At 70.8% G+C, this 22407-nt stretch carries 19 protein-coding genes; 7 read left to right on the top strand and 12 right to left on the bottom strand.

Going from position 1 to position 22407, the window contains the following annotated elements; genetic code table 11:
- The first annotated feature begins 80 nt into the window (after positions 1-80).
- From ACVTJA_RS12575 to ACVTJA_RS12600, 6 genes are all read left to right on the top strand, one after another.
- Positions 81-1274 (top strand): RsmB/NOP family class I SAM-dependent RNA methyltransferase, encoded by a 1194-nt coding sequence (locus tag ACVTJA_RS12575; RefSeq protein WP_465840370.1) that lies wholly within the window; start codon positions 81-83, stop codon positions 1272-1274.
- A gap of 108 nt (positions 1275-1382) precedes the next feature.
- Positions 1383-2294: a S66 peptidase family protein gene (locus ACVTJA_RS12580; protein ID WP_465836607.1), complete on the top strand. Its 912-nt coding sequence runs from the start codon at positions 1383-1385 to the stop codon at positions 2292-2294.
- A complete protein-coding gene (locus ACVTJA_RS12585) occupies positions 2291-3472 on the top strand; it encodes a serine hydrolase domain-containing protein (RefSeq protein WP_465836608.1) in 1182 nt (393 codons plus the stop codon). The genes ACVTJA_RS12580 and ACVTJA_RS12585 overlap by 4 nt, the downstream gene beginning before the upstream one ends.
- A complete protein-coding gene (gene mpl / locus ACVTJA_RS12590) occupies positions 3465-4931 on the top strand; it encodes a UDP-N-acetylmuramate:L-alanyl-gamma-D-glutamyl-meso-diaminopimelate ligase (RefSeq protein ID WP_465836609.1) in 1467 nt (488 codons plus the stop codon). Before ACVTJA_RS12585 ends, mpl begins: the two co-directional genes overlap by 8 nt.
- A gap of 1 nt (position 4932) precedes the next feature.
- Positions 4933-5499: a TlpA disulfide reductase family protein gene (locus ACVTJA_RS12595; RefSeq protein ID WP_465836610.1), complete on the top strand. Its 567-nt coding sequence runs from the start codon at positions 4933-4935 to the stop codon at positions 5497-5499.
- A gap of 21 nt (positions 5500-5520) precedes the next feature.
- Positions 5521-6339: an inositol monophosphatase family protein gene (locus tag ACVTJA_RS12600; RefSeq protein ID WP_465836611.1), complete on the top strand. Its 819-nt coding sequence runs from the start codon at positions 5521-5523 to the stop codon at positions 6337-6339.
- 11 nt (positions 6340-6350) lie between these two features.
- Here the strand turns inward: ACVTJA_RS12600 and ACVTJA_RS12605 are convergent, their stop codons facing one another.
- The 12 genes from ACVTJA_RS12605 to mglB all read right to left on the bottom strand — a co-directional run bounded on the left by ACVTJA_RS12605 (position 6351) and on the right by mglB (position 20574).
- Positions 6351-6962: a polysaccharide biosynthesis/export family protein gene (locus tag ACVTJA_RS12605; protein WP_465836612.1), complete on the bottom strand. Its 612-nt coding sequence runs from the start codon at positions 6960-6962 to the stop codon at positions 6351-6353.
- Positions 6963-6995: 33 nt separating this feature from the next.
- A complete protein-coding gene (locus tag ACVTJA_RS12610; RefSeq protein WP_465836613.1) occupies positions 6996-8267 on the bottom strand; it encodes a hypothetical protein in 1272 nt (423 codons plus the stop codon).
- Positions 8268-8418: 151 nt separating this feature from the next.
- Positions 8419-9000 (bottom strand): hypothetical protein, encoded by a 582-nt coding sequence (locus ACVTJA_RS12615; RefSeq protein ID WP_465836614.1) that lies wholly within the window; start codon positions 8998-9000, stop codon positions 8419-8421.
- A gap of 87 nt (positions 9001-9087) precedes the next feature.
- Positions 9088-9534 (bottom strand): cyclic nucleotide-binding domain-containing protein, encoded by a 447-nt coding sequence (locus ACVTJA_RS12620; RefSeq protein WP_465836615.1) that lies wholly within the window; start codon positions 9532-9534, stop codon positions 9088-9090.
- A gap of 41 nt (positions 9535-9575) precedes the next feature.
- Positions 9576-10922, bottom strand: coding sequence for an AgmX/PglI C-terminal domain-containing protein (locus tag ACVTJA_RS12625; protein WP_465836616.1), 1347 nt, complete (start codon positions 10920-10922; stop codon positions 9576-9578).
- Between the two features lie 2 nt (positions 10923-10924).
- Positions 10925-11206 carry a hypothetical protein gene (locus ACVTJA_RS12630; RefSeq protein ID WP_465836617.1) on the bottom strand — a complete coding sequence of 94 codons (282 nt, stop codon included), beginning with the start codon at positions 11204-11206 and terminating at the stop codon, positions 10925-10927.
- Positions 11207-11213: 7 nt separating this feature from the next.
- Positions 11214-12764 carry a tetratricopeptide repeat protein gene (locus ACVTJA_RS12635; RefSeq protein WP_465836618.1) on the bottom strand — a complete coding sequence of 517 codons (1551 nt, stop codon included), beginning with the start codon at positions 12762-12764 and terminating at the stop codon, positions 11214-11216.
- Positions 12761-16204 carry a tetratricopeptide repeat protein gene (locus ACVTJA_RS12640; protein ID WP_465836619.1) on the bottom strand — a complete coding sequence of 1148 codons (3444 nt, stop codon included), beginning with the start codon at positions 16202-16204 and terminating at the stop codon, positions 12761-12763. The genes ACVTJA_RS12635 and ACVTJA_RS12640 overlap by 4 nt, the downstream gene beginning before the upstream one ends.
- The gene (locus ACVTJA_RS12645; protein WP_465836620.1) at positions 16201-18639 is read right to left on the bottom strand and encodes a tetratricopeptide repeat protein; all 2439 of its coding nucleotides are present in this window, start codon (positions 18637-18639) and stop codon (positions 16201-16203) included. The genes ACVTJA_RS12640 and ACVTJA_RS12645 overlap by 4 nt, the downstream gene beginning before the upstream one ends.
- A gap of 9 nt (positions 18640-18648) precedes the next feature.
- Positions 18649-19374: a dihydrolipoamide acetyltransferase gene (locus ACVTJA_RS12650; RefSeq protein ID WP_465836621.1), complete on the bottom strand. Its 726-nt coding sequence runs from the start codon at positions 19372-19374 to the stop codon at positions 18649-18651.
- A 121-nt stretch (positions 19375-19495) separates the two neighbouring features.
- Positions 19496-20083, bottom strand: a complete 588-nt coding sequence (gene mglA, locus ACVTJA_RS12655) for a gliding-motility regulator Ras-like GTPase MglA (RefSeq protein ID WP_015347803.1) — start codon at positions 20081-20083, stop codon at positions 19496-19498.
- A gap of 11 nt (positions 20084-20094) precedes the next feature.
- A complete protein-coding gene (mglB, locus tag ACVTJA_RS12660) occupies positions 20095-20574 on the bottom strand; it encodes a gliding-motility regulator GTPase-activating protein MglB (RefSeq protein WP_002637270.1) in 480 nt (159 codons plus the stop codon).
- Positions 20575-20890: 316 nt separating this feature from the next.
- Between mglB and ACVTJA_RS12665 the strand changes: the two genes are divergently transcribed.
- Positions 20891-22405: an MSCRAMM family protein gene (locus ACVTJA_RS12665; RefSeq protein ID WP_465836622.1), complete on the top strand. Its 1515-nt coding sequence runs from the start codon at positions 20891-20893 to the stop codon at positions 22403-22405.
- Positions 22406-22407 lie beyond the last annotated feature (2 nt).

A 22407-nucleotide genomic window follows, 5' to 3' on the forward strand; every position in this document is an offset into this window, starting at 1 on the left:
CCGCCGTGTCAACAGTCCCGTTTGATCCGCTCTCCCGGCTTCACTCCCAGCCCTGGCCCGCGCTCGCCGGCCTGGTCTCCATTGCCTCGGAGGCCATCGCCCAGGTCCTCGCCGGCTCCCCGGCCGAGCGCGTCCTCGACCGGACCCTCCGGGACCACCGCCACCTCTCCCGCGAGCAGCGCCAGGCCCTCAAGGAGGCCGTCTACAACGTCGGCCTCTGGCGCCGGCGCCTCGGCTTCCTCCTCGGCCGCGAGGACGCCACGCCCCCCTTCCTCCTCTACGGCCTGCTCCATGGTCTCGCGGGCGTCGCCTCGAAGGAGGCCGCCACCCTGGCCGGGGTGGGGGAGGGCCCGCCCCTCGATACCGCCCCGCCCCCCACGCTCGCCCTCCGGGCCTCCCTGCCGGACTGGCTCGCCGACCACTTCGCCCGCGAGCTCGGCCCCGAGGCCGATGCCTTCTGCGCCCACCTCAACGTCCCCGGCCCCATCACCCTCCGCGCCAACCCGCTGCGCACCTCGCGCGACGCCCTCGCGGACCGCCTGCGTGCCGAGGGCGTCACGACCCGTCCCGGCCCGTGGAGCCCCCTCGCGCTCCAGGTCGAGGGCCCCCGCCCCAACCTCTACGCGCTGCCCTCCCTCCGCGAGGGCCTCTTCGAGGTCCAGGACGAGGGCAGCCAGCTCCTCGGGCTCGTGGTGGAAGCCCGCCCTGGGGAGACCGTGCTGGACGTGTGTGCCGGCGCGGGGGGCAAGACGCTGCTGCTGGGAGCGGAGATGAGGGACTCCGGCCGGCTGCTGGCCTACGACCCGGACCCCGAGCGGTTGGACAGGCTCCTCCAGCGCAGCGCTCGCGCCGGCCTCGCCCATGTGCAGGTGCTCCGTACGCCTCCCGAGCCAGGACTCAACGCCGACCGCGTCCTCGTGGACGCGCCATGCTCGGAGCTGGGCTCGCTGCGCCGCGGCCCCGACCTGCGCTTCCGCGCCAGCCCGGACGTGCTCACCCACTTCCCGCCGCTGCAGCAGGACATCCTCCAGCACGCCGGGGACCTCGTGCGTCCTGGCGGCCGGCTCGTGTATGCGACGTGCACGGTGAACCGCGCGGAGAACGAGGACCTCGTCACCACGTTCCTCGCCTCGCGCCCCGAGTTCCGCCTCGTGCGTCCGGGCGGAAGCTGGCTTGCGCCCGCGTGCATCCGGGACGGCTTCCTCTTCGTCGCGCCGCACCGGCATGGGACGGACGCCTTCTTCGCCGCCGTCATGGAGCGCTCGGCAGGGTAGGGGCGGGGACGCCGAGCGGCCGCAGTGTCCTCGTTCCGACGGACGGGGGTACTCAACGCTTGGAGCAGCCGTGTCTGGAATCGGAGTGCCCCGCACTGCCCCGGTGCTATGAAAGCGCCCGTGCGTTGGCTCAAGCCCCTCCCGCTCCGTCCCCGCGACAACGTCCACGTCGTCGCCCCCGCAGGACCCTTCGACCGCCAGGGCTTCGAGGTGGGTCTCGCTGTCATCGCGGAGCGCTACAGCCCCGTCTATCGCCCCGACATCACCTCCGCGCACCGCTACCTCGCGGGTGACGACGCCCGGCGCACCGAGGAGCTCTCGCGCGCGCTGCTGGACGGCGACGCCCGCGCCATCTTCTGCGCCCGGGGCGGCTATGGCAGCGCGCGCCTCCTCCCGGACCTCCCGCTCGCGGACGCCACGTCGAGCCTCTTCGTCGGCTTCTCCGACCTGACGTCCATCCACAGCGCCATGCAGCGTCTCGGGCGCGTCTCCATCCACGGGCCCGTCCTCACGCAGCTCGGCCGGCAGCCGACGGAGGTTCGCGACTACCTCTTCCGCCTCCTCGAGTCCCCCGAGGCCCCGCCGCCGCTGACGGGCACCGACACCTACGTGCCCGGCATGGCGGAGGGGCCCCTCGTCGGCGGCAACCTCTCCGTCCTCACGCGGCTCATCGGCACGCCGTACATGCCGCCGCTCGACGGCGCGGTGCTCCTCCTGGAGGACGTCACCGAGCGGCCGTACCGTATCGACCGCATGTGGACGCACCTACGGCTCGCGGGCGTCTTCTCGCGCGTGCGCGGCATCGTCCTCGGCGAGTTCTACGGATGCGAGGAGAAGAACGCGGACTTCACCAGTGCGGACGTACTGCGCGACCTGGCGAAGGAGGCGGGCCTTCCCTGCGCCGCCGGCTTCCCCATCGGCCACGGTGACATCAACTACCCCGTCGCCCTGGGCACCCAGGTGCGGTTGGACGCGGATGCCGCGCGCCTCACCTTCCTCGAAGGAGCCGTGCGCGCATGAGCGGCAGTCGCCACCCCATTGCAATTCTGCGGACCGTCCTCGACGACGCCTGCGCGAATGGCGTCTTCCCCGCGGCGCAGGCCGTGGTGCTGCACCGGGGCGCCCAGGTCTTCGGCCACGTGACGGGCAACGTCTCCGGCGACGCCCGCTTCGACCTCGCCTCCGTCACCAAGGTGCTCGGCACCACGTCGCTCTTCCTGCGCCTGTGGACGGAAGGGAAGGTGGGCCCGGACACGCTCGTGTCCCGCTTCTTCCCCGGCTCGCCCGTGGGCGACGCGGGCGCCACCGTGGCGGACCTGCTCTACCACCGCTCCGGCCTCCCGCCCTTCGTGCCCTTCTTCGCCCAGGCGCTCACCGCGCACCCGGAGCTGCTCGACGCGGACTGCCCCTCCGCCACGCGCGCCCGAGTCCGCGAGGAAGTCATCCAGGCCGCCGCCGCCACGCCGCTCGCCGCGCCGCCTCGCACGCGCACCGCGTACAGCGACGTGGGCTTCATCCTCCTCGGCGAAATCCTCTCGCGCGTCGCGGGCGCTCCGCTGGACACGCTCTTCACGCGCCACATCGCCGAGCCGCTCGGCCTGTCCGCGCGCTTCCACCGCCTCACCGACTTCCCCGCGGACGCCACGCCCGCGCCCACCGGTGCCACGCGCCCCCGCGAGCCCGCGCCCGGTCAGGAAGGCCTGTGGAAGGACGTGCCCACCCGGCCCACGCGCCCGGGCGAGGTGGACGACGACAACGCCTGGGTGATGGACGGCGTGGCCGGACACGCGGGCCTCTTCGGCACCGCGGTGGACGTGGCCCGCTTCGGACAGGCCGTGCTGGAGGGCTGCGCGGGCAGCGGTGTGCTTGCGCCCGGCCCGCTGTGGTACCGCCTGCTGGCCACCGACGCGCTCGTGGAGGGCAGCACGCGCTCCATGGGCTTCGACTCGCCGTCCGCCGTGGGCTCCAGTGCGGGGCACTACATCGGCGACACGCCGCCCGGGGCCGTGGGGCACCTGGGCTTCACCGGTACCAGTCTCTGGGTGGACCTGCGCCGCGCGCTGGTGGTGGCGCTCGTCACCAACCGCGTGGCCCACGGCCGCCACGAGCTCCGCATCCGCGAATTCCGACCCGTCTTCCACGACCTCGTCGTGGAGGCGCTCGGCCTCACCGACTTGAAGCAGGGAACGCATGGCTGACGACAACGGAAACGTCCTCGAAACCCTCGAGCCCGGCAGTGTGCGCCGCATCCACCTGGTGGGCGTGGCCGGCACCGGCATGGGCTCGTTCGCCGGCATGCTCAAGGCCGCCGGCTACGAAGTCACCGGCAGCGACGAGAATGTCTACCCGCCGATGAGCGACATGCTCAAGACGTGGGGCATCCCCGCCTCCACGCCCTACCGCCCGGAGAACCTGGACGCGGCGAAGCCGGACCTCGTCATCATCGGCAACGTCATCCGCCGCGTGAATCCCGAGGCCACCGCCGTGCGCGAGCGCGGCCTCAAGCAGATGAGCTTCCCCGCCGCGCTGGGCTCGCTCTTCCTGGAGCGCGCGCACTCGGTGGTGGTGGCCGGCACGCACGGCAAGACGACGACGTCCTCGCTCATGGCCCACGTGCTGGTGGAGGCCGGCAAGGACCCGTCCTTCCTCGTGGGCGGCGTCACCCAGAACTACGCGGGCAACTACCGCGTGGGGAAGGGGCCGCACTTCGTCGTCGAGGGCGACGAGTACGACACCGCGTACTGGGACAAGGGCAGCAAGTTCCTCCACTACCGGCCGCGCACCGCCATCCTCACCAGCGTGGAGTTCGACCACGCGGACATCTTCCGTGATTTGCCCCACTACGAGTCGACCTTCGCGAAGTTCGTGAAGCTCATCCCGAAGGACGGGCAGCTCGTCGTCTGCGCCGCGTACCCCAACGCGGTGAAGTTGGCGCGCGAGGGCTGCCAGGGGCGCGTGGTGACGTACGTGGCCAAGGAAGGCGCGGACGCGGACTACACGCCGCGCAACGTGACCTTCAGCCCTGCGGGCGCGCGCTTCGAGGTGGTGGAGCGTGGGCAGGTGCTGGGCACGGCGGAGCTGCCCATGGGCGGCCTGCACAACGTGGAGAACGCGCTGAGCGTCATCGCCGCGGCGCGCGGCCTGGGGCTGTCCTTCGAGGAGATTCGCAAGGGCCTCTCCACGTTCAGCGGCGTGAAGCGCCGGCAGGAGGTGCGCGGCGAGCCCGGCGGCATCATGGTGGTGGACGACTTCGCGCACCACCCCACCGCGGTGCGGGAGACCATCGCCGCCGTCCACAACCGCTACCCCGAGCGCCGGCTGTGGGCCATCTTCGAGCCGCGCTCCAACACCAGCCGCCGCAACATCCACCAGGAGGAGTACGCCCACGCCTTCACCGGCGCGGCCCGCGCCAGCCTCAAGGTGCCCGAGCGCCACGACAAGGTGCCCGTCGGTGAAGAGCTCGACGTGCGCAAGCTCGTCGAGGACCTCAAGGCCCAGGGCATCGCCGCGGAGGGCTCGACGGACGTGCAGTCGCTGGTGGACCTGGTCGCCCGCGAGTCGAAGCCCGGTGACGTGCTGCTCGTCATGAGCAACGGCGCCTTCGGCGGCTTCATCGACAAGCTGCTCACGGCCCTCAAGGCGAGGATGGGGGCCTGACATGCGCGCACGCGCTTCTCTCGCCGCGCTCGCGGGCGCCTTCGCGCTCGCGGGCTGCGCGCAGTCGCAGATGCCGCCGCTCACCGGCCCCGCGCCCACCGGAAACGGCACGGCACCAGCACCGGCAGCCAAGGCCGGAGCGCCGCTCATCTTCCAGGTGAAGCGCTACCCGGGCGGCGAGCCGTATGACCTCGCCAGCGACCGGGGCAGCGTGGTGCTGCTGGACGTGTGGGCCACGTGGTGCGAGCCGTGCCGGGACGCGCTGCCCTTCTATGAAAACCTCGCGCGCGAGTACGCGGGCCAGGGGCTGAAGGTGTACGCGCTCAGCGTGGACGAGGACCCCCGCGCCATTGCCCCCTTCCTGCAGGAGACGAAGGTGGGGCTGCCCATCCTCCTGGACGAGAATGCCCAGGTGGCCGAGCGCACGCTGAAGGTGAAGGGCATGCCCACCACCTTCTACATCGACCGCCGCGGCGTGGTGCGCCACATGGAAGAGGGCTTCGCCGAGGAGTTCCTCACGCGCTACCAGTCGCACATCGAGGCGCTGCTCGCCGAGCCCGCGCCGTAGACGAAGGGGAAGAGAGCCGTCATGTCCCAGGACACGCCCGCCGCCCTGCGCCGTACCGCCGAGGAGGGCGCCCGCCTCGCCGGCCGCATCCTCAAGGACCGATTCCTGGGCGAGCGGACGATTGAGTACAAGGGCGGCATCGACCTGGTGACGGACGCGGACAAGGCGTCGGAGGAGGCGCTGCTCGCCTTCCTGCGCGAGCGCCACCCCACGCACGCCATCCTCGCCGAGGAGAGCGGCGCCAGCGCGGGCACCAACCACCTGCGCTGGCTGGTGGACCCGCTGGACGGCACCACCAACTACGCGCACCGCGTGCCGCACTTCTGCGTCAGCGTCGCGGTGGAGGGCCCCAACGGCGTCCTCGCCGGCGTCGTCTATGACCCGATGCTGGACGAGCTCTTCTCCGCCGCTCGGGGCGAGGGCGCCACGCTGAATGGCCGCCCGCTGCGCGCGAGCAACGTCGGCAACCTGCACCAGGCGCTGTTGTGCACGGGCTTTCCCTACGACGTGCGCGAGCGGCCCGAGGGGCCGGTGGGCCTCTTCAACCGCTTCATCCTCCGCGCACAGGGGATGCGCCGCACCGGCAGCGCCGCCATGGACCTGGCCTATGTCGCGGCGGGCCGCTTCGACGGCTTCTTCGAGTTCGGCCTCAAGCCGTGGGACATCGCCGCGGGCTCGCTGCTGGTGGAGGAGGCCGGCGGCGTCATCCGCCACGTCACCGGCGCGCCCTTCAGCGTGCTGCGCGGTGACGTGATTGCCGCCGCGCCCGCGCTCGCGCCGGAATTGCTGGCCGAGGCAAAGCGCTTCGTGGACGACCTCGGGTGGAAGCCGCGCGCGTAGACGCCGCGCGCCTAGAAGAAGCTCTCCGGCACGAAGACGATGTCGCCGGGCTGGAGCATGAAGTTCTTCTCCCGCCCCACGCCGATGTCCTCGACGGGCACGCGAATCTTCCGCTCCTGCCCGTCCACCACGCGCGTCACCAGCGTGTTGTTCTTCGCCGCCAGCTTGGTGAAGCCACCCGCCAGCGTAATCGCCTGGACGATGGACATCTCCCCGTCCACCGGGAAGGTGCCGGGCTTCTGCACCTCGCCGAAGACGAAGACCTTCTGCGAGTTGTACTCGCGGATGAGCACCGACACCTGCGGCCGGCGCACGTAGCGCGCCAGGCACGTCTGCAGCGCGTCCGCCGCCCCGCTGGGCGTCATTCCGGCCAGCGGCACCTTGCCGCACAGCGGGTAGTCGATGGTGCCCTCGGGAGACACGCGCCAGGTACCCGAGTGCTCGGGCTCCTGGAAGACGCGAACCTCCACCACGTCACCCGGGCCCAGCGTGCCACCGCCCGCGCGAGCCTCGCCCGCCTCGGCCGCCGGCGTGGGCGGGGGAGGCGGGGGACGGGGAGCAGAGCCGAAGCACGCGGGAAGCGCCGCGAGGAGCAGCACGGCGAGGCTGGAGCGCAAAGACATAGGACAGGATAGGGCGGCCAGAGCCGCGGCGGCTCAGTACGTCACGGAGAGGCGAGCATACCCCTCGTGGCGCGTGTAGTTGAGACCGCCGCCCACCAGCGAGGACGACCGCGTGCTCAGCATGTAGCCGGCCGCGAAGGAGAGCCACGGGCGGAACTGGTACTCGGGCCCCACGTCCATGCTGACGAGCGTGTCGCTGCGGCCCCCGTTGAAGGAGATGAAGTCCACGCCGCCGCCCGCGTGCAGCGTCAGCTTGCCGCCGAAGAGGGCGCGCGCCTCGCCGTAGGCCCGGTTGTCCGTGAGGAGGCCATAGGCCGCCACCGGCTCCAACGTGCGCAGGAAGCCCGCCTTGAAACTCAGGGTGGGGCTGAAGAGGTACGTGCCCTCGAGCTGTCCGAGGAAGGTGCCCCCGCCCGCGGACGCGAAGTTCTGCCCCCAGCCCGCCTTGGCCGTCACCGCCACCTTGGGCGACACGAGGCCCGCCACGCCAACCAGCGCGCGCGCCACCGTGGCGCCCTCGCTGCCGTCGTTGAAGTAGCTGCGCACGTCCACGCCCGTGTCGAGGATGACGGCCGTCTTCGGCAGGAAGCGCCAGCGGCCTTCCAGCCCGAAGTGCAGGTTGCCGTAGTCGAACCGGTCCGCGGTGAGCGGGTCGCACACGCCCTCGGTGCAGTCCACCGGGCTGGTGGCGCCGAGCGGCTCGAAGAACTCCACCGCGTAGGCCGCGTTGGGCGTGAGCTCCACCGCGCCGCCGCCGGGCCGCCACGGCACCTTCACGCGGGCCTCGTTGAAGAGGCTGAGCACGCCCGCGCCAATGGCCGCCGTGCGCGTGCGGTCCGAGCGCACGAACTGGTCCGAGACCTCCAGCGACAGCGGCGCGTCCGGGTTGAGGCGCGCCAGCAGGTCCGCCGCGCCCTCCAGGTGCGAGGCGCGACCGGACTCGGCCGTCATCAGCCCCGTGTACAGCACGTAGTCCAGGTTGGCGCCCAGGTTGAACGCGAGCGTCGAGGAGGGCACCTCCAGCTTGAAGCCGGGCCGGAAGTGCATGGCGAACTCACCGGACAGGTCCGTCGAGAGGCCCGACGGCGTCGGCTCATCCTGCCCGGGGACGGGGGCGAAGTAGCCCACGCCGCTGTCCAGGCGCGTCTCCAGGTCGAAGTACGGGTGCAGCCGGCCGCTGCCGACCTTGATGCCATTGCCGCCCAATGGGGGCGTGGCCGCCGAGTCCTGGGCCGTGGCGGTGCCGCCCAGCGCCAGCAGCGCCAGGACACCCCATCCCCCCCAGAATTTCCCAGGCTGCTTCATGGCTCAGAAGGACTTCCCAGATGGAAGAACGGCCCGCTCCCACCTTTCGTGCTCACGGCCCGAGGCGTCATAGCACGCGCGTACGCTGGGGCCGAATTCATTGTTGGACACCGAGGTGACTCGCCTGGTGGGCCAGAGGGCACACCGCGTGTCAGCGGATGGGGCTGGCGGGAGGAGGGCGGATGACGACTTCCTCCGGAGGAGGCGGCCGGGTGGGGTCACCACCAGGCAGGTTCTCCGGCTCCTCCACCTCCACGAAGAGGTTCTCGTCGGTGCGGAAGGCGAGCTGGCCGATACACTCCTCGGCCTCGGCGCGAAGCTGCGTCACCTTCTGCCGGGCGATCATCACCTTGGTGAACTCGTGGTCGCTGGTGCCCGTTTCCTTGGTGGCCAGCGCCTCCTGGAGCGACACCTCGGCCTGCTCGGAGATGCGCAGCAGGCCCTTGATCTGGGTGAGCTTCTCGTTGGCGCAGTTGAGCTTCACCACGTCCTTGGTGCGCCGCGCCTCCTCCACCTTGCCCAGCACCTGGCGGAGCACGTCTTTCATGACGGCCACGGCCTGGGTGCTGCGCGCCAGCTTCTCCCCGTCCGGGACGTCGCTGGCCTTCTCGAAGGCAGCGGGCGCGGGGGCTGGCGGCGGAGTGCCGGCGGGTTGGGACGGCGCCAGGGCCTGGCCCTGCGCCAGCGCCATTCCGGCGGCGAGTACCACGACGAGCGTTCCCACGGTGCGCATGCGCCTCACGGCTCTCCCGGCCCTTCCATTGGCATCAAAGCGTAGAGTCCGGGGGGTGGGGTGTCAAACCAGCCACGGACGGGGTTTTCAGGCCTTGCCAGCCAGGCGGGCATTGGCCTCACGCAAGCGAGCAGACAGGCTCCGGGCGATGTTGACGACGACGAAGGTGAAGCCGTCGCCGTGGGACTGGCGGAAGGCGCGGAGGTCCTGCGCGGTGAGCTGGAGCAGGTCCGCGTCCGTCTTCGCGCGCACGGTGGCGGAGCGGTAGTCCTTGTCGATGAGGCCCATCTCCCCGAAGAACTCGGGGGCGGACAGGGTGATGAGGGGGTGCAGCTCGCCGGAGGGTTGGCGGCGCACCACCTCCACCTGGCCCTGGACGATGACGAAGAGGCTGTCGCCCAAATCCCCTTCCTCGAAGACGACCTCCCCGGCGTTGAGGCGCCGCACGCGCGCGAGCTCGGCGAGGTGGGCGAGCTCCGCGGGGGAGAGCATCTCGAAGAGGGGCGAAGATGAAATGACGGACAGCTTCTCCATGGTCCCCCCGGGGCCCTGGTGGGTGGCTCGGGCCCTGGAGCCTACCCCGCCGGAGAGAAGACGAAGGGATAGGAAACGGCGGTGTCCGAGTCGGGCTTGAAGGGGAACGCCCAGTTGCGGATGGTGGTGCGGATGCAGCTGCCCACCGCCTCGTTGCCGAGGGTGTTCTCCTCGATGTCGATTTCGCCAGCGCGGCCGGAGGGCTTGATGACGAAGCGCACCACCACCTTGCCCTTGAGGTTGGGGTTGCGCTTCAGCTCCTTCTCGTAGCAGGCCTGGATGGACTTGAGGCGCGAGCGGACGTAGCGGGCCAGCGCCGCGCGGTCCACGTCCGAGCTCTCCACGTCCGGGGCCGCGTCCTGCACGCGCCCCTGCACCTGGGCCTCCTTCTTGGTGCCCAGGTCCACGTTGCCGCCGCCCTGCGTGCCCACCTCGCCGATGCCCGTCACCCGGCCGGTGCCGCCGCCGCGCGGGCCGGTGCCGCCGCTCACGGAGGCCTCGGTGGCCACGCCCACGCCGCCCGCGCCGGCCAGCGCCGCGGCGATGTCCCCACCGCCGCTGGCCCCGCCGAGCACGTCCGCGAAGGCGCCCTGGCCGCTGCCGCTGTTGGAGCCGAGAATCTTGAGCAGGCCCTTTCCGGAGACCTTCTTCACCACCTCAGCGCGCGCCTCGGCGGCGTCGCCGGAGGACTTGCTCGCGGGCTTTTCCGCCGCCTCCTTGCCCTCGTCGCCCTTCTTGTCCTCCTTGGGCGCCTCCTCGCCGGGGCCGGCCTCCGCGACCTTCGGCGCCTCCGCCGGGCGCTGGGGGATGATGGCGCGCACGAAGCGGTCATCCAGCTCGTCCAGGGCCAGCTCGGGCTCCTTGGGGGCTTCCGCGGAGATGATGAGCGCGGCGCCGGAGAAGTGGATGAGGAGCGAGGCCGCGAGGATGCCGAAGAAGACGCGGTCCATCGTCTTCCAGCGGCTGACGCGGATGTCCGCGGGCAGCACCGGCTTCGCCTCTTCGGGCGGCGGCGTGACGAACTGGAAGAAGAGGGTGGCGTCGCCCAGCTCCACCTTGCCGCGCGCGCTCTCCTGGAGCGGCAGGACGTAGAGGTCGCCGCGGCGGGTGGCCATCCCCTGCTGGCGCAGGGAGTCGAAGTCCACGTCGGAGGAGCCGAGGTTGACACGGCCCCGCATGCTCTCGTCGATGACGAGCTGGAACTGCTGGCCCTGGTTCTCCAGCAGGGAGAAGCGGGCCGGCCGGTCGTCCGTGGCGGGCAGGACGATGGTGTTCCGCGCGTCACTGCCGATGGTGACGTTGTCGCGGCGGACGTGGTGCTCCTCGACGATGCGGCCGTTCTGGATGACGCCGACGCGGAGCAGCTTGTTCTGCGGAGTGGCTGCCATGGCTAGAAGGGTTCCTGCTCCACGCTCTTCACGACCTTGGGCACGAAGGTCTCCGTGCGGCTCAGCTCGTCGAAGCTCAGGTTGGAGCGTGGAAGGATGTAGAAGGCCTGGGGCTTCTGGATGCGCCCCTCGACGGTGATGGCGTCCAGGCGGATGACCTTGCGCGGCTTCTTGCCCGCGCTGGTGGACGCGCTGGCGTCGGACGAGGTGCTCGCGGACGAGGAGTCCTGCGCGAGCACGGGCGCGGCGGCAAGCAGAAGGGTGAGGGCGAGGGCAGTGCGCATGGCGGCCTTACTGGGCGTCCTTGGCGAGCTTACCCGAGCCGGCCGGCGCGGGGGCAGGGGTGGATGGGGATTGGGACACCTCTCCCTGGGAAGGGGTTCCCTCGGACGTCCGGGCAGTGGCGGTGCCCTTCTTCTTGCGGGTGGGACGCGCCTTCTTGGAGGTCGCCGCCTTGCCCTCGGGGGCAGGGGCCTGGGCCTCGGCGGCCGGAGGTGTGCCGGCCTGCTGCGCCGCGGCAGCCTTGTCGGCTTCCGCCTTCTGCGCGGCGGCGGCCTTCTCGGCCTCGGCCTTCTGCTGCTCCTCGGTCTTGCGGAGCTGGTCCTTGCGCTCGCGCTCGCGGCGGCGCTCCTCGCGCTCGATGCCCTTGCGCGCGTCCTTCACGTACTGGTCGATGCGCTCGTCGCGGCCGCCCTTGCCCTGGTACTGGTCGAAGTAGCTGATGGCCGACTTGTACCGCTCGAGCGCGTCCATTCCTGGCGGCTCCACGTCCAGGAACAGGATGGCGAGGTTGAAGTACGGGTCCGCCGAGTCCGGCAGCAGCTTCAGCACCTGCTCGTACTCGGCGCGGGCGCGGGCGAAGTCGCCCTGGCCCCGGTACGCATTGCCCAGGTTGAGGCGCGCGGAGGCGAAATCCGGCGCGGCCTGCACCGCGGCCTCCAGCTCCGTGACGGCGGCGGCGTAGTCCTGCGCCTCGTTGAGCATGGCGCCGAAGTTGTTGCGCGCCTCCGCGAAGTCGGGCCGCAGCCGCGCGGCCTCCTTGAACTCCTCCAGCGCCTGCGGGCGCGCCTTGAGGGCGAGGTACACCAGGCCCAGCGCGTTGTGCGTGGCCCCGTCTTCCGCGTCGATGGCGCGCGCGTTCTCCAACACCATGCGCGCCAGCTCGTACTTCTTCTCGCGGTAGTAGACCTGCGCCAGCACCTGCATGGCGCGCACGTGGCGCTCGTCGCCCTTGAGCGCGAGCTTGGCCTCGGTGGCGGCGGACTCCAGCTTCTTCTGTTGGAGCAGGGTGACGGCCAGCGCGGTGTGCAGCGGCACCGAGTCCTTCTTCGTCTCCAGCAGCGAGCGCAGCTCCGCCTCCAGCTTCACCGCGCGGCCCGTGCGGGCGTACAGGCGGGCGAGGCAGTCCCACGCGGCCTCCTGCTCGGGCGCAACGGCCAGCGCCTGACGGTAGGAGCGCTCGGCCTCCTCCGGCTTGCCCAGCCGCTCCTGGACGATGCCCAGGTTCGTCCACGCGTAGTCGAGCTTCGGCTGCTCCTCCGTCAGCGTCTTCAGCGCGGCCTCGGCCGCGGTCAGCTCTCCGCGCCGGGCAATCTCCACCGCGCGCTCGAAGTCCCGCGCCGGGCCCCGGGGCACGTCGGGCCGGGCGAGCTCGGCCTCCGCCGCGGGCTTCGCGGTCGCGTCACCGGCGGTCCCCGCGTCGGCGGCGGTGCTGTCCGCCGAAGGCGGCGTCGTGGAGTCCGTGCGCGGCTGGGGCCCCGAGGCGCACGCGGACAGCCACAGGCCGGCCACGAGGGCGGCGAGGAGCGTACGGACGCCGGGGACACGCGAGGTGGGGCTCACTGTTCACCTCCGCCACTGACCTTCGGTGCTTCGTTCTGCGCCGGAGCCGGAGGCACAGGTGCCGGAGCCGGAGCGACGGGATGCGGTCCGTCCACACTGCCCACGAGGCCCTCCGGGTACGCTCCGTCCGAGGAGAGCGACTGCTTGGGCTCCTTCAGCACCGGGTACTCCTTGGGGCGGAAGCGGTTGAGGGCCTCGAGCGTGCGCCGCGTCCACTCGTTGGAGATGCGATTCTTCCGCGCCTCCGCGAGCGTGGCCGCGTAGCTCTCCACCGCCGCGTCCTCCAGGGCCGTCGTCTGCTGCGCGAGCTGGTCCTGGTACACCACCACCGCCTCTTCACCCAGGCGCTTCACCTCCACCGGGACGGGCGTCTCGATGATGGTGTTGGCGAAGCGCTCCAGCGCGTGGCCTCGCCGGTACAGCGCCGCCAGCGTCCACTCCAGCCGCTTGTACGGGTAGACGCGCGCGTAGGCCTCGTTCACCGACTTCACCGCGTTGCGCTTCGTCGTGAAGCTGCGCTCCAGCGCCTTGCCCCGGCCGCCAATCTTCAGCTTGTCGAACTTCTTGAACTCGGCCTCGGCCGCCTGGAAGCGCCCGTACGCCGCCGCGTCCGCCGCGAGCGGATACGTGTCCGGCGGGAGCTTGCGCCGGTCGAACTCCGCGGACGCCTGCGTCCACGCGCGCTGCGCCTCGCGCTCGTTGCCCAGCTTGTCGTACGCGTCACCCATGCGCCGGTAGGCGTCCACCACCAGCTCCACCTGGCCGGGCTTGCGCGAGAACTTGGTGACGAACTCCTGGAGCGCGCGAATCTGCCCGCGCGCGTCGCCCTGCTTCTCGTAGATGAGGGCGGCGCGGTACTGATTCTTCGGCGCGTCCTCCGCGTTGGGGAACAGGTCCGCGTAGCGCAGGAAGGCCGCCGCCGCCTCGGGGTAGCGCTGCTGGCCTTCCAGCAGGCGGCCGGTGTTGAAGAGCGCGGCCTCGCGGTCCTTCGAGGCCGGGTAGTCCTTCACCAGCTTCTGGTAGCTGGCCACCGCCTTGTCGAAGTCGTACGAGTTCTCCGCGTTCACCGCCACGCGGAACAACGCCGCGTCCGCCAGCGGTGACTTGGGGTACTCGCGGTAGATGCGCTCGTACAGCTTCATCGCCGAGTCGAAGCGGCGCGTATTTTCATAGGCCACCGCGGCGTTGTTGAGCGCCTTGTCGGCGAACTCGTGGCGCGGCTCCTCGTCCACCAGCTCGATGTACTTCTTCGAGGCCTCGTCGTACTTGCCTTCCGCCAGGAGCTGGTCGGCGCGCTTGAAGCGGCCGGCGAGCTTGAACTTGACCAGGTCCTTGTGGAGGTCGCTCGACGGGTCGATGACCTCCGAGTTGGCGGCCAGCCGCGCGCTGACCTCCTCCACGCTCTTCCAGTCCTTGTCGATGAGGAACGTCTCGACGATGAGGTTGGTGGAGTACTTCGCCACCTCGTGCTTCGGGTACGTCTGGACGATGGACTCGAAGCGGCGGCGCGCCTCGGGCAGGTCATTGTGCGTGTAGTACAGCTCTGCGGCCTTGTAGGCGATGCCCGGCGCCTTCTCCCCCTTCGGGAGCATGGCCAGGTACTTGTCCGACGCGGTGATGAGCTTCTGCTCGGTGGCGGCGAAGGGGATGGGCTTCACCACCTCACCCTCGGGGCGCTCGGTGGAGCGCAGCGGCTTCAGGTCCGGCGCCTGGCCGGACTGCACGTCGACGTTGAGCTGCTGCTGCCACGCGAGCACCGCGTTGAGGGCGGCGTCGTCGCGGTGCTTCTCCGCCACGCCGGTGTCGCGGACCACTTCGTAGCCCTTCGCGGCCTCGGCGAACTGGAAGGAGTTGTAGAGGCACTCCGCGTGGTAGAAGCGCATCTCGCCCGCGCTCTTGCTGCGGGGGAAGCGCTCCAGGTAGGCGCCGTACGCGCGCGCTGCCACCTGGAAGCCCGCGTGGGCCTGCTCGAGCTTGCCTTCCTGCTTGAAGACCAGCGCCTGCTGGTGGTGGTACGTGGCGGTGCTGTAGAGGCTGCGCTCGACGAGCGCGTTGGCCTCGGAGATGACCTCCGGGTCGCGCTTGTTCTTCTGATACCAGGCGGTGCCCGGCTGGTAGAGGTCGGCCAGCTTCTCCGACTCGAGGAAGGACTCGTTCATCAGCCGGTCGCCCGTGTACGCCTGGACGATGCGCTGCTGGAGCTTCGGCGCGTCTGGCGCGAGCGGGTCCTTCTCCAGCACCAGCCGGTACGCCTCAATCGCGGCGGGGTACTTCGTCTGGTCGAAGTAGACGTTGCCGAGGCGCCGGTACACCTCCGCCTCGTACGGGCGCGCCCCGCGCTTCTCGAAGAGGGACTTCGCGCGGGGGATGCCGCCCCAGTTCTCGTCCGCGAGCGAGATGGCCACGTACTGCAGTGACTCCTCGCGCAAGTCGCCACCGGCCTTCTCGTCGCCCCGGGCCACGCGCTGGGCCTCGTAGAAGTCCGCGAGCGTGAGGAACGAGCCCACCGCCTCGTCGAAGCGGTCCATCCGGTAGTACGTCCAGCCCAGCTTGTAGAGGGCCTTGTCGTAGAGCGGGTGGGCGGTGTCGCGGCTGGCGGACTCGAAAGCGAACGCGGCCTTCTGCAGCGCCTTCGGGTCCTCGTACTCCTCGAACCAGTGCTCGCCGATGCGCACCCACGCCTCGGTGGAGAAGCGGCTCTTCGGGTAGCGGGCGATGAGCTGCTCGTACGCGACGAGGCTCTCGTCGAACTGCTTCTGTTCCTCCAGGCAGTAGCCCAGCAGGTACGTGGCGCCGTCGTTGAGGCGGTACTCCGGGAAGTCCTTCAGCAGCCGGCGGTACAGCGCGATGGAGCTCGAGTAGTCCACCGTCGGCTCGGTGGGCACCTCCGCGTCGGGGTTGCCGTCGGCGGCCTCGAGCCTGTCGCGGTACTCCTTGCCGGCCACCTGGAACGCGTCCGCGGAGCGCTCGAAGTACAGCTCCGCGAGTCGGAACATGACGTCCGGCGTGTAGCGCGGCTCGTTGGGGTAGCGGCGGAGGAACTCCTCGAAGCGGGCGATGGCGGACAGGCGCGCCTTGCGCTCCTGGGTCTCCTGGTCGCGGATGGCCTTCTCGTACGAGCCCGCGAGTTCGCCGCGCTTCTGCTCGTACTTGCGCTCCACGACCTGCTGCACCTCGCGGTGGAACTCGCGCGACTCCTCTTCGTACGTCTTCAGCGCGCGGCTGACGTCCCGGAGCATCGCCTCCTGCTCGGGCGTGCGGCCCATGCCCTCGAGGTACTCCGGGCGGGCCGGAGCGGCGGGCTTCGCGTCGGCGGCGGGCGCTTCCGTGGCGGCGGCCGGAGCCTGCGCCGGTGCCTCGGCCTTCGCGGCGTCCTGGGCGGCGCCGGAGGGCAGGGAGGTGAGGGCGAGCAGGGCCGCGAGGACGCTCCGGCGCATCACTTGCTGCCCTCCTCGACGAGGACGTCGCGGAACTCGGCGTCCAGCTCGTGCAGGGCCTTGTCCTTCTGCGCGGACAGCTTCTGGATTTCCGTCGTGCGGTCCTGCTTCTCGGTGAAGGCCACGTCCACCACGCCGACGTCCGCCTTCAGCACGAGGTCGTAGAACTGCTGGCGCACGCGGCGGAAGCTCTCGTAGGCGATGCGGCCCACGATGTTCCGCGCGTCGCCCGTCACCTCCGCCACCTCCGCTTCGTAGCGGTTGAGCATCTCCTGCTCCGCCACCACCTTCTCGCGGATGACGCGGCCGCGCTCCGCCACGCGGCGGCGCAGCACGTCGCGGGCGGTGGCCACGCGGGTACGCATCGCGTCCGTCTTCGCGCGCACCTCGTGCGCCCTCTGCAGGGTGCTCGCGGCGTCCGGGGACAGGCGGCCCTGAGCGGCGTCCAGCAGCTCGTGCTCCCGGCGCAGCGCCTCGGCGTAGCTGGTGCGGATGGTCTGCTCGCCGGCCAGCGCGGTGGCCGCGGCGTTGCGCTCGTCCGCCAGCCGCGCGCGGGCGCCGCTCAGCTCCGCCTGCAGGTCCGTCACCGTCTGCGTCTCCGCCTGGAGCTGCACGAGGAACTCGCGCTCCTCATCCGGGTTCGACTTGCGCTCCAGGCGCGTGTCGTCCACCCACTTGCGGATGGAGGCGGCGACGGCTTCCAGGCTGCGCAGCTCGTAGCCCAGGCGGAAGGCCTCACGGTCCACCGCGTCCACGCGGGCCTGCATGCGCTGGCGCCGCTCCTCCAGCTCCTGCATCGTGGTGGGCAGCTTCGCGAAGCGCGTGCCCAGTGCCTCGCGCTCGCGGCGCAGGCCCGCCAGTTGCTCGCGCTCCGCGGGGTTGAGCACGTCCTCCAGCGCGGCGCCCTCCACGCGTACCAGCGAGGCCTCCGCGTGGATGAGGGCGCTGTCCACCGCGTCCGCGCGCGTGTAGCCCTCCTGCAGCTCCGGGAAGGTCTCCAGCCCGCGCGTGTCCAGCGCCTCGAGGATGCGCTTCGCCAGGTCCTGCGCCTCACCCGCGCCCTTCCGGCCGCTGTCGATGTCCCCCACCATGCGGATGGCGTCGGTCACCTGGCGCTCCGTGGTGGCGTAGCGCAGCGCCAGCGGGGGCAGCAGCGTGCTCACGTCCGGAGACGCCTCCGGGCGCGCGAGCAGCCGGTCGAAGTACACCACCGGATCCCTGTCCACGCGCAGCAGGTTGTCCATCGTGTCGCGCACCGGGCGGAAGGTGTCGATGACGTGCGTGTACGTGTCGATGGAGTGCTCGTACTGGTGCAGCTTCTGGAGCAGGTTGCCGTGGAGCAGGCGCGCCTCGGGCGCGAGCTGCGAGTCGGGCGCCACCATCAGCAGGATGTCGATGGCGTTCTTCGCCAGCTGGTGGTTGCCCATCTTCACGTGGACCCAGGCCACCTCGTAGAGCGAGTCCGGGAAGGACTCGCTGTCGCGCGGCACCCGGCTGTACGTGTCCAGTGCCTCGTCGTAGCGGCCCGTCTCGTAGAGCAGCCGCCCCAGCGACATCAGCGCCAGCTCGCGCACGCGCTGCGCGTCGACCTCCGGAGAAGTGACGGCCTCCGCGCCGGGACGCCTCAGGCCGGGCGGCGGCGCCGGCACCTGCGAGGCCGGCGTGGCGGGCGCGACGGCGAGCTGCTGGAACTGCTGGATGGCGCCCGGGTAGTCGCCGGCCTGCACGGACAGCACGCCCAGGTGGTACGCGGCCTGGAGGCGGAAGGGGCCATCCGGCGCCTGCGCCAGCGGGGTGAAGGCGGCGCGCGTGCGGGCGAGGCGCTCGTCGGGCGGCAGGTCCACGCGGCGGAAGAGCCACTTCGCGTAGACGTACGCCATCTCCGGAGGCAGCTGCCCGCCGGACAGGACGCGCGCCTTCTCCACGTACGCGTCCACGCCCTCGTAGTGGTTGAGCCGCCCGGCCACCACGAGGAAGCGCGACAGGGCGTCGCGGTAGCGCGCGGCGGAGATGGGCAGCGAGAGCAACTCGCGGAGGTAGAGCCGCGCGCCGATGTAGTTCTTCTGCTGGAGCAGCGAGTCCGCCAGGTAGAAGAGCGCCTCCGTGTAGCGCGGGTGGCTCTTGAAGCGCGGCTCGCTGACGAGGTCGTAGAAGAGGACGGAGGCAGCCGGCCAGTCCTGCAGCAGGTACTGAATCTCTCCGTCGGAGAAGCGGCGCTCGCGCGAGTCGTCCTCGCCAGGCTCGGTGCGCTGCGTGTACTGCGTCTCCACGAAGCGCAGGTTCTCCTCGGCGCCGCGCAGGCCCTGCTCCACGGCGCCCAGTTGCTGCGCCAGCTCGCGCGCGGACGGGCGCGGCGCCGGGCCGGGCTCGGCGGCGGAGGCGGGCGTGGTGCCCAGCAGGGCAGCCGCCAGGGCGAGGGCGCGGAGCGACGCGTTCACCAGGGGTTCCTACTTCGTCTCGGAGGAGGTGGTGGCGGGGGCCTGGGCGCCGTCCGTCGGCGTCACCTTGCGGCCCGGGTCCTTCGACACGTCGATGTCATAGCGCACCGCGGGCCGGTCCTTCAGGTCCGTCGTCATGCCGCCCTGCTCGAAGCCCACCACGCGCACCGTGGACAGCTTTCCGGGCTCCGCGTTGAAGGTGTAGCTGGATTGCACCTTGAACTTGTAGCCCTCCAGGTAGCTGAACACGCCGTAGCCGTTGCCGCGGTACACCAACCGCACGGCAATCTGGTGCTGCCCGGGGACGATGCGGCCGTTGAAGATTTCGAACTCCTGCCGCTTGCCCAGGTCGCCTTCGGTGTCCACCTGCGTGTAGATGGGCGCGCCGTCGAGCGCGTACGCCACGGACTCCAGCATGAAGGAGCCGCCCATCTCGTTCTTGTGGACGATGACCGCGCGCGAGCCGGTGGAGACGTCACCGCCGAGCACCGACTCCTGCAACAGGAGCAGGCGCGCCTTGGAGCGGTAGATCTTCTCCTTCAGGTCGACGACCTCCTCCTCCAGCGTCTTCACGCGGACATCGAAGGCCTCGTCCGCCGTCTGGGGTTGGGCCTGCGCCGCGGGAGCAGTCTGCGCGGCGGCCGGTGTGGCGGAGGGCTCCTGCGCGAGCGCCGGCATCCAGGCGGTGGCGCTCAGGAGCGCGAGGAGGTGGAAGGTGGCGGCAGCGACACGCACGGTGCGACCTCAAGAAGCTGGACGGCCCGACCCGACGGCACGAGGTCATAGCACCGTTCGCGGCGGGCCGTCTTGTCACGCTCGGTGAGAGGCACCCCGGCGCCCGCCCGCCGGGCTGCTTTCAGCCGCCCTTCTTGAGCTCCGTGAGGACCAGCTTCGCCACGGCCTTGAGCGTGTCGAACACGCCGACGCCGGTGGGGGCCACCGCCTGGTACTCGGGGATGTTGCGCGGGTTGAGCGCCTTGCGCATCTCCTCCACCGTCACGGCGTTGGGAAGGTCGCGCTTGTTGTACTGGACCACGTACGGAATCTTGTTCAGGTCGTAGCCCTGCTCGGCGAGGTTCACACGGAGGTTCTCAATCGACTCCATGTTGGCCTCCATGCGCTCGATCTGGCTGTCGGCGACGAAGACCACGCCGTCCACGCCCTTGAGGATGAGCTTGCGGCTGGCGTCGTAGAAGACCTGACCGGGCACCGTGTAGAGGTGGAAGCGCGTCTTGAAGCCGCGAATCTCACCGAGCGACAGCGGGAGGAAGTCGAAGAAGAGCGTGCGGTCCGTCTCCGTGGAGAGCGAGATGAGCTTGCCCTTCGTCTCTGCGGCGGTCTTGTTGTAGATGTACTGGAGGTTGGTCGTCTTCCCGCAGAGCCCGGGCCCGTAATAGACAATCTTGCAGTTGATTTCGCGGGATGAGTAGTTGATGAAGGACATGGCTTCCCGGGTTACTCGCTGAAGAGGTTGTCGATATCGTCGTCGGAGATCTCGGCGAAGGGCGACCCGGCTCCAGGGCTGTCCGTCTTCTTCACCAGACTCTCGAAGATCTTCGTGAGCTCGTCGCTGGCCTTCTTGATGCGAAGGCGGACGAGGCCGAGGCTGGTGCGGTTGTCGAAGATGACGACCAGCACGACCCGGCTCCCGACGATGGTCATGTAGAGCGAGTCCTTGGCCCCCTCGTGGAACTGGTTGGGGAACTCGTTCTCACCGATCAGCTTGGCCAGGCCGCCCATCGCGGCCACGTTGCCGGCCGTCAGCGAGGCCAGGGACGTGGTGTCGATGTTCTGCGTCTGTCCGGCCGAGGAGATGAGCTGCCCGTTCTTGTCGACGAGGAACACCACCTTCGCGTTCGCGTCCTTGGTGAGCCGGTCGCAAACGGCGTTGATCTTGGTGAACTCCTCTTCGTACATCACCAGTTGCGTGCCCATGGGCGTATGCGCTCCTCAGCGTTCGCTCGCCCCGCTCACGGCGATGCTCCGATTGTTTCTGGAGTGAATCCCGGAGGTTAGACGAGCCGCTACCGACCGTGAGGATGCTTAGCAAAGCGAACCCACTCCAGCAAGAAGCCATCCACGTGTCGGAGCGTGTTCGCATGCCGTCCGGACGGGCTGTAGGAAGGCAACAAGGGCGCAAGCGCCCTCGCGGGACATTCCGGGGCCTTCAGGTGGCACGGGGTTGGGAGCCTTCGCGGCTTTCTCTATACTCCGCCGGGCTTTGCCTCGCCCCAACCCCTTCCTTGCCCTCGTGGCGCGCCTGGTCCTGGTGCTCCTCGTGCTGGCCACCCCGCTCGCGCAGGCGGAGCAGGTGGCCGAGCATGCCTCGTTGCGGCTGCGCTACGGCGTGGCGCTGCGCGACGGGCAGCAGGCGGATGTAGGGCCGGGGCTCACCTACGACGGGCTGACGCCGAACGATTTGGCGGCGGTGGGCACGGGGTGGGTGGGGCGGTGGCTGGGGGCGTGGGCGGGGGTACAGCGCGAGGCGTTCGATTTGAAGGAGGGCTCGCTGCGGATCACCGGCGGCAGCCTGCTGCGCGCGTCGGCGGGGCCGAGGGCGCGGCTGTTCCTGGGGCCGGTGCGCGCGGAGGTGGGAGCGGGCTACGGCTTCTCGCAGCTCCCGCTGTTCGGCGACTCGGCGGAGCCGGTGCTGGCGCGCGGGGTGCGGCACGCGGCGCTGGTGAATGGGCGCCTGGTGGTGCCGCTGTTCCTCGGGCTGAAGCTGGAGGCGCGCGGCGAGCTGCCGGTGACGCTGTCGGCGCAGGACGCGTCGGGCGCGGAGGCGGAGGCCACGGGCTTCTCGGCGGGCGGCGCGCTGCTGGTACCGCTGAAGCGCACGGGGACGTGGGGCGGGACGCTGGTGTTGGACTTCCAGCACGTGCGGGACACGGTGACGCTGGCGGATGGGACGCGCTCGGAGCAGCGGCTGCGCCGGGTGGGCGCGGCGCTGGAGCTCTCGTGGAATGACTTCACGCCGCCAGCGGTGGTGGCGCCTCCTCCAGAGCCGCGGGTGCCGCGGGGCGCGGTGTCGCTCCGCGTGCTGGACGCGGAGACGGGCGCGGCGCTGCCGGGTGCGCGCGTGGTGCTGGGAAACGTGGAGCGCGTGGCGGACGCGCAGGGCGCGGTGGAGGTGGAGCTGCCTCCCGGCGAGGTGACGGCGCGGGTGAGCGCGGAGGGCTACGCGCCCGCGGAAGCGCGGGCCACGGTGGAGGACGGTGGGCGCGCGGCGCTGGAGGTGCGTGCGAGCCGGCTGCCTCCGCCCACGGGTGGGCTGCGGGTGACGGTGGTGAACGCGCAGACGGGCGTGCCGCTGCCGGGCGTGCGCGTGGCGGTGGGCGCGACGGAGGTGCGCACGGACATGATGGGGCAGGCGCAGGTGAAGGACCTGTCGCCGGGGCCGGTGGCGGTGACGGTGAGGTCCCCTGGCTTCCGTACGTCAGAGGAGGCGGCGGTGGTGGTCGCCGGGCAGGAGGCGGCGCTGTCGGTGCCGCTCGCGCTGGAGCGCAAGAGCGGGCCCGCGACGCTCACCGGACAGGTGCGCAGCACACGGGCCGGAAAGCCGCTGGCCGCGACACTGCGCATTCCCCAGGCGAAGGTGCGCACGCGCACGGACGCGAAGGGGGCCTTCACCGTGCGCGTGAAGGGTGGGACGTACCGCATCACCATCTCCGCTCCCGGGCACCTGTCCCAGACCAAGACGGTCAAGGTGCGCGAAGGCGAGCAGGCCATCTTCAACGTCGACCTCTTCCCGAGGCAGAAACGGTGAAA

This window comes from Pyxidicoccus sp. M6 (genome assembly GCF_055568925.1).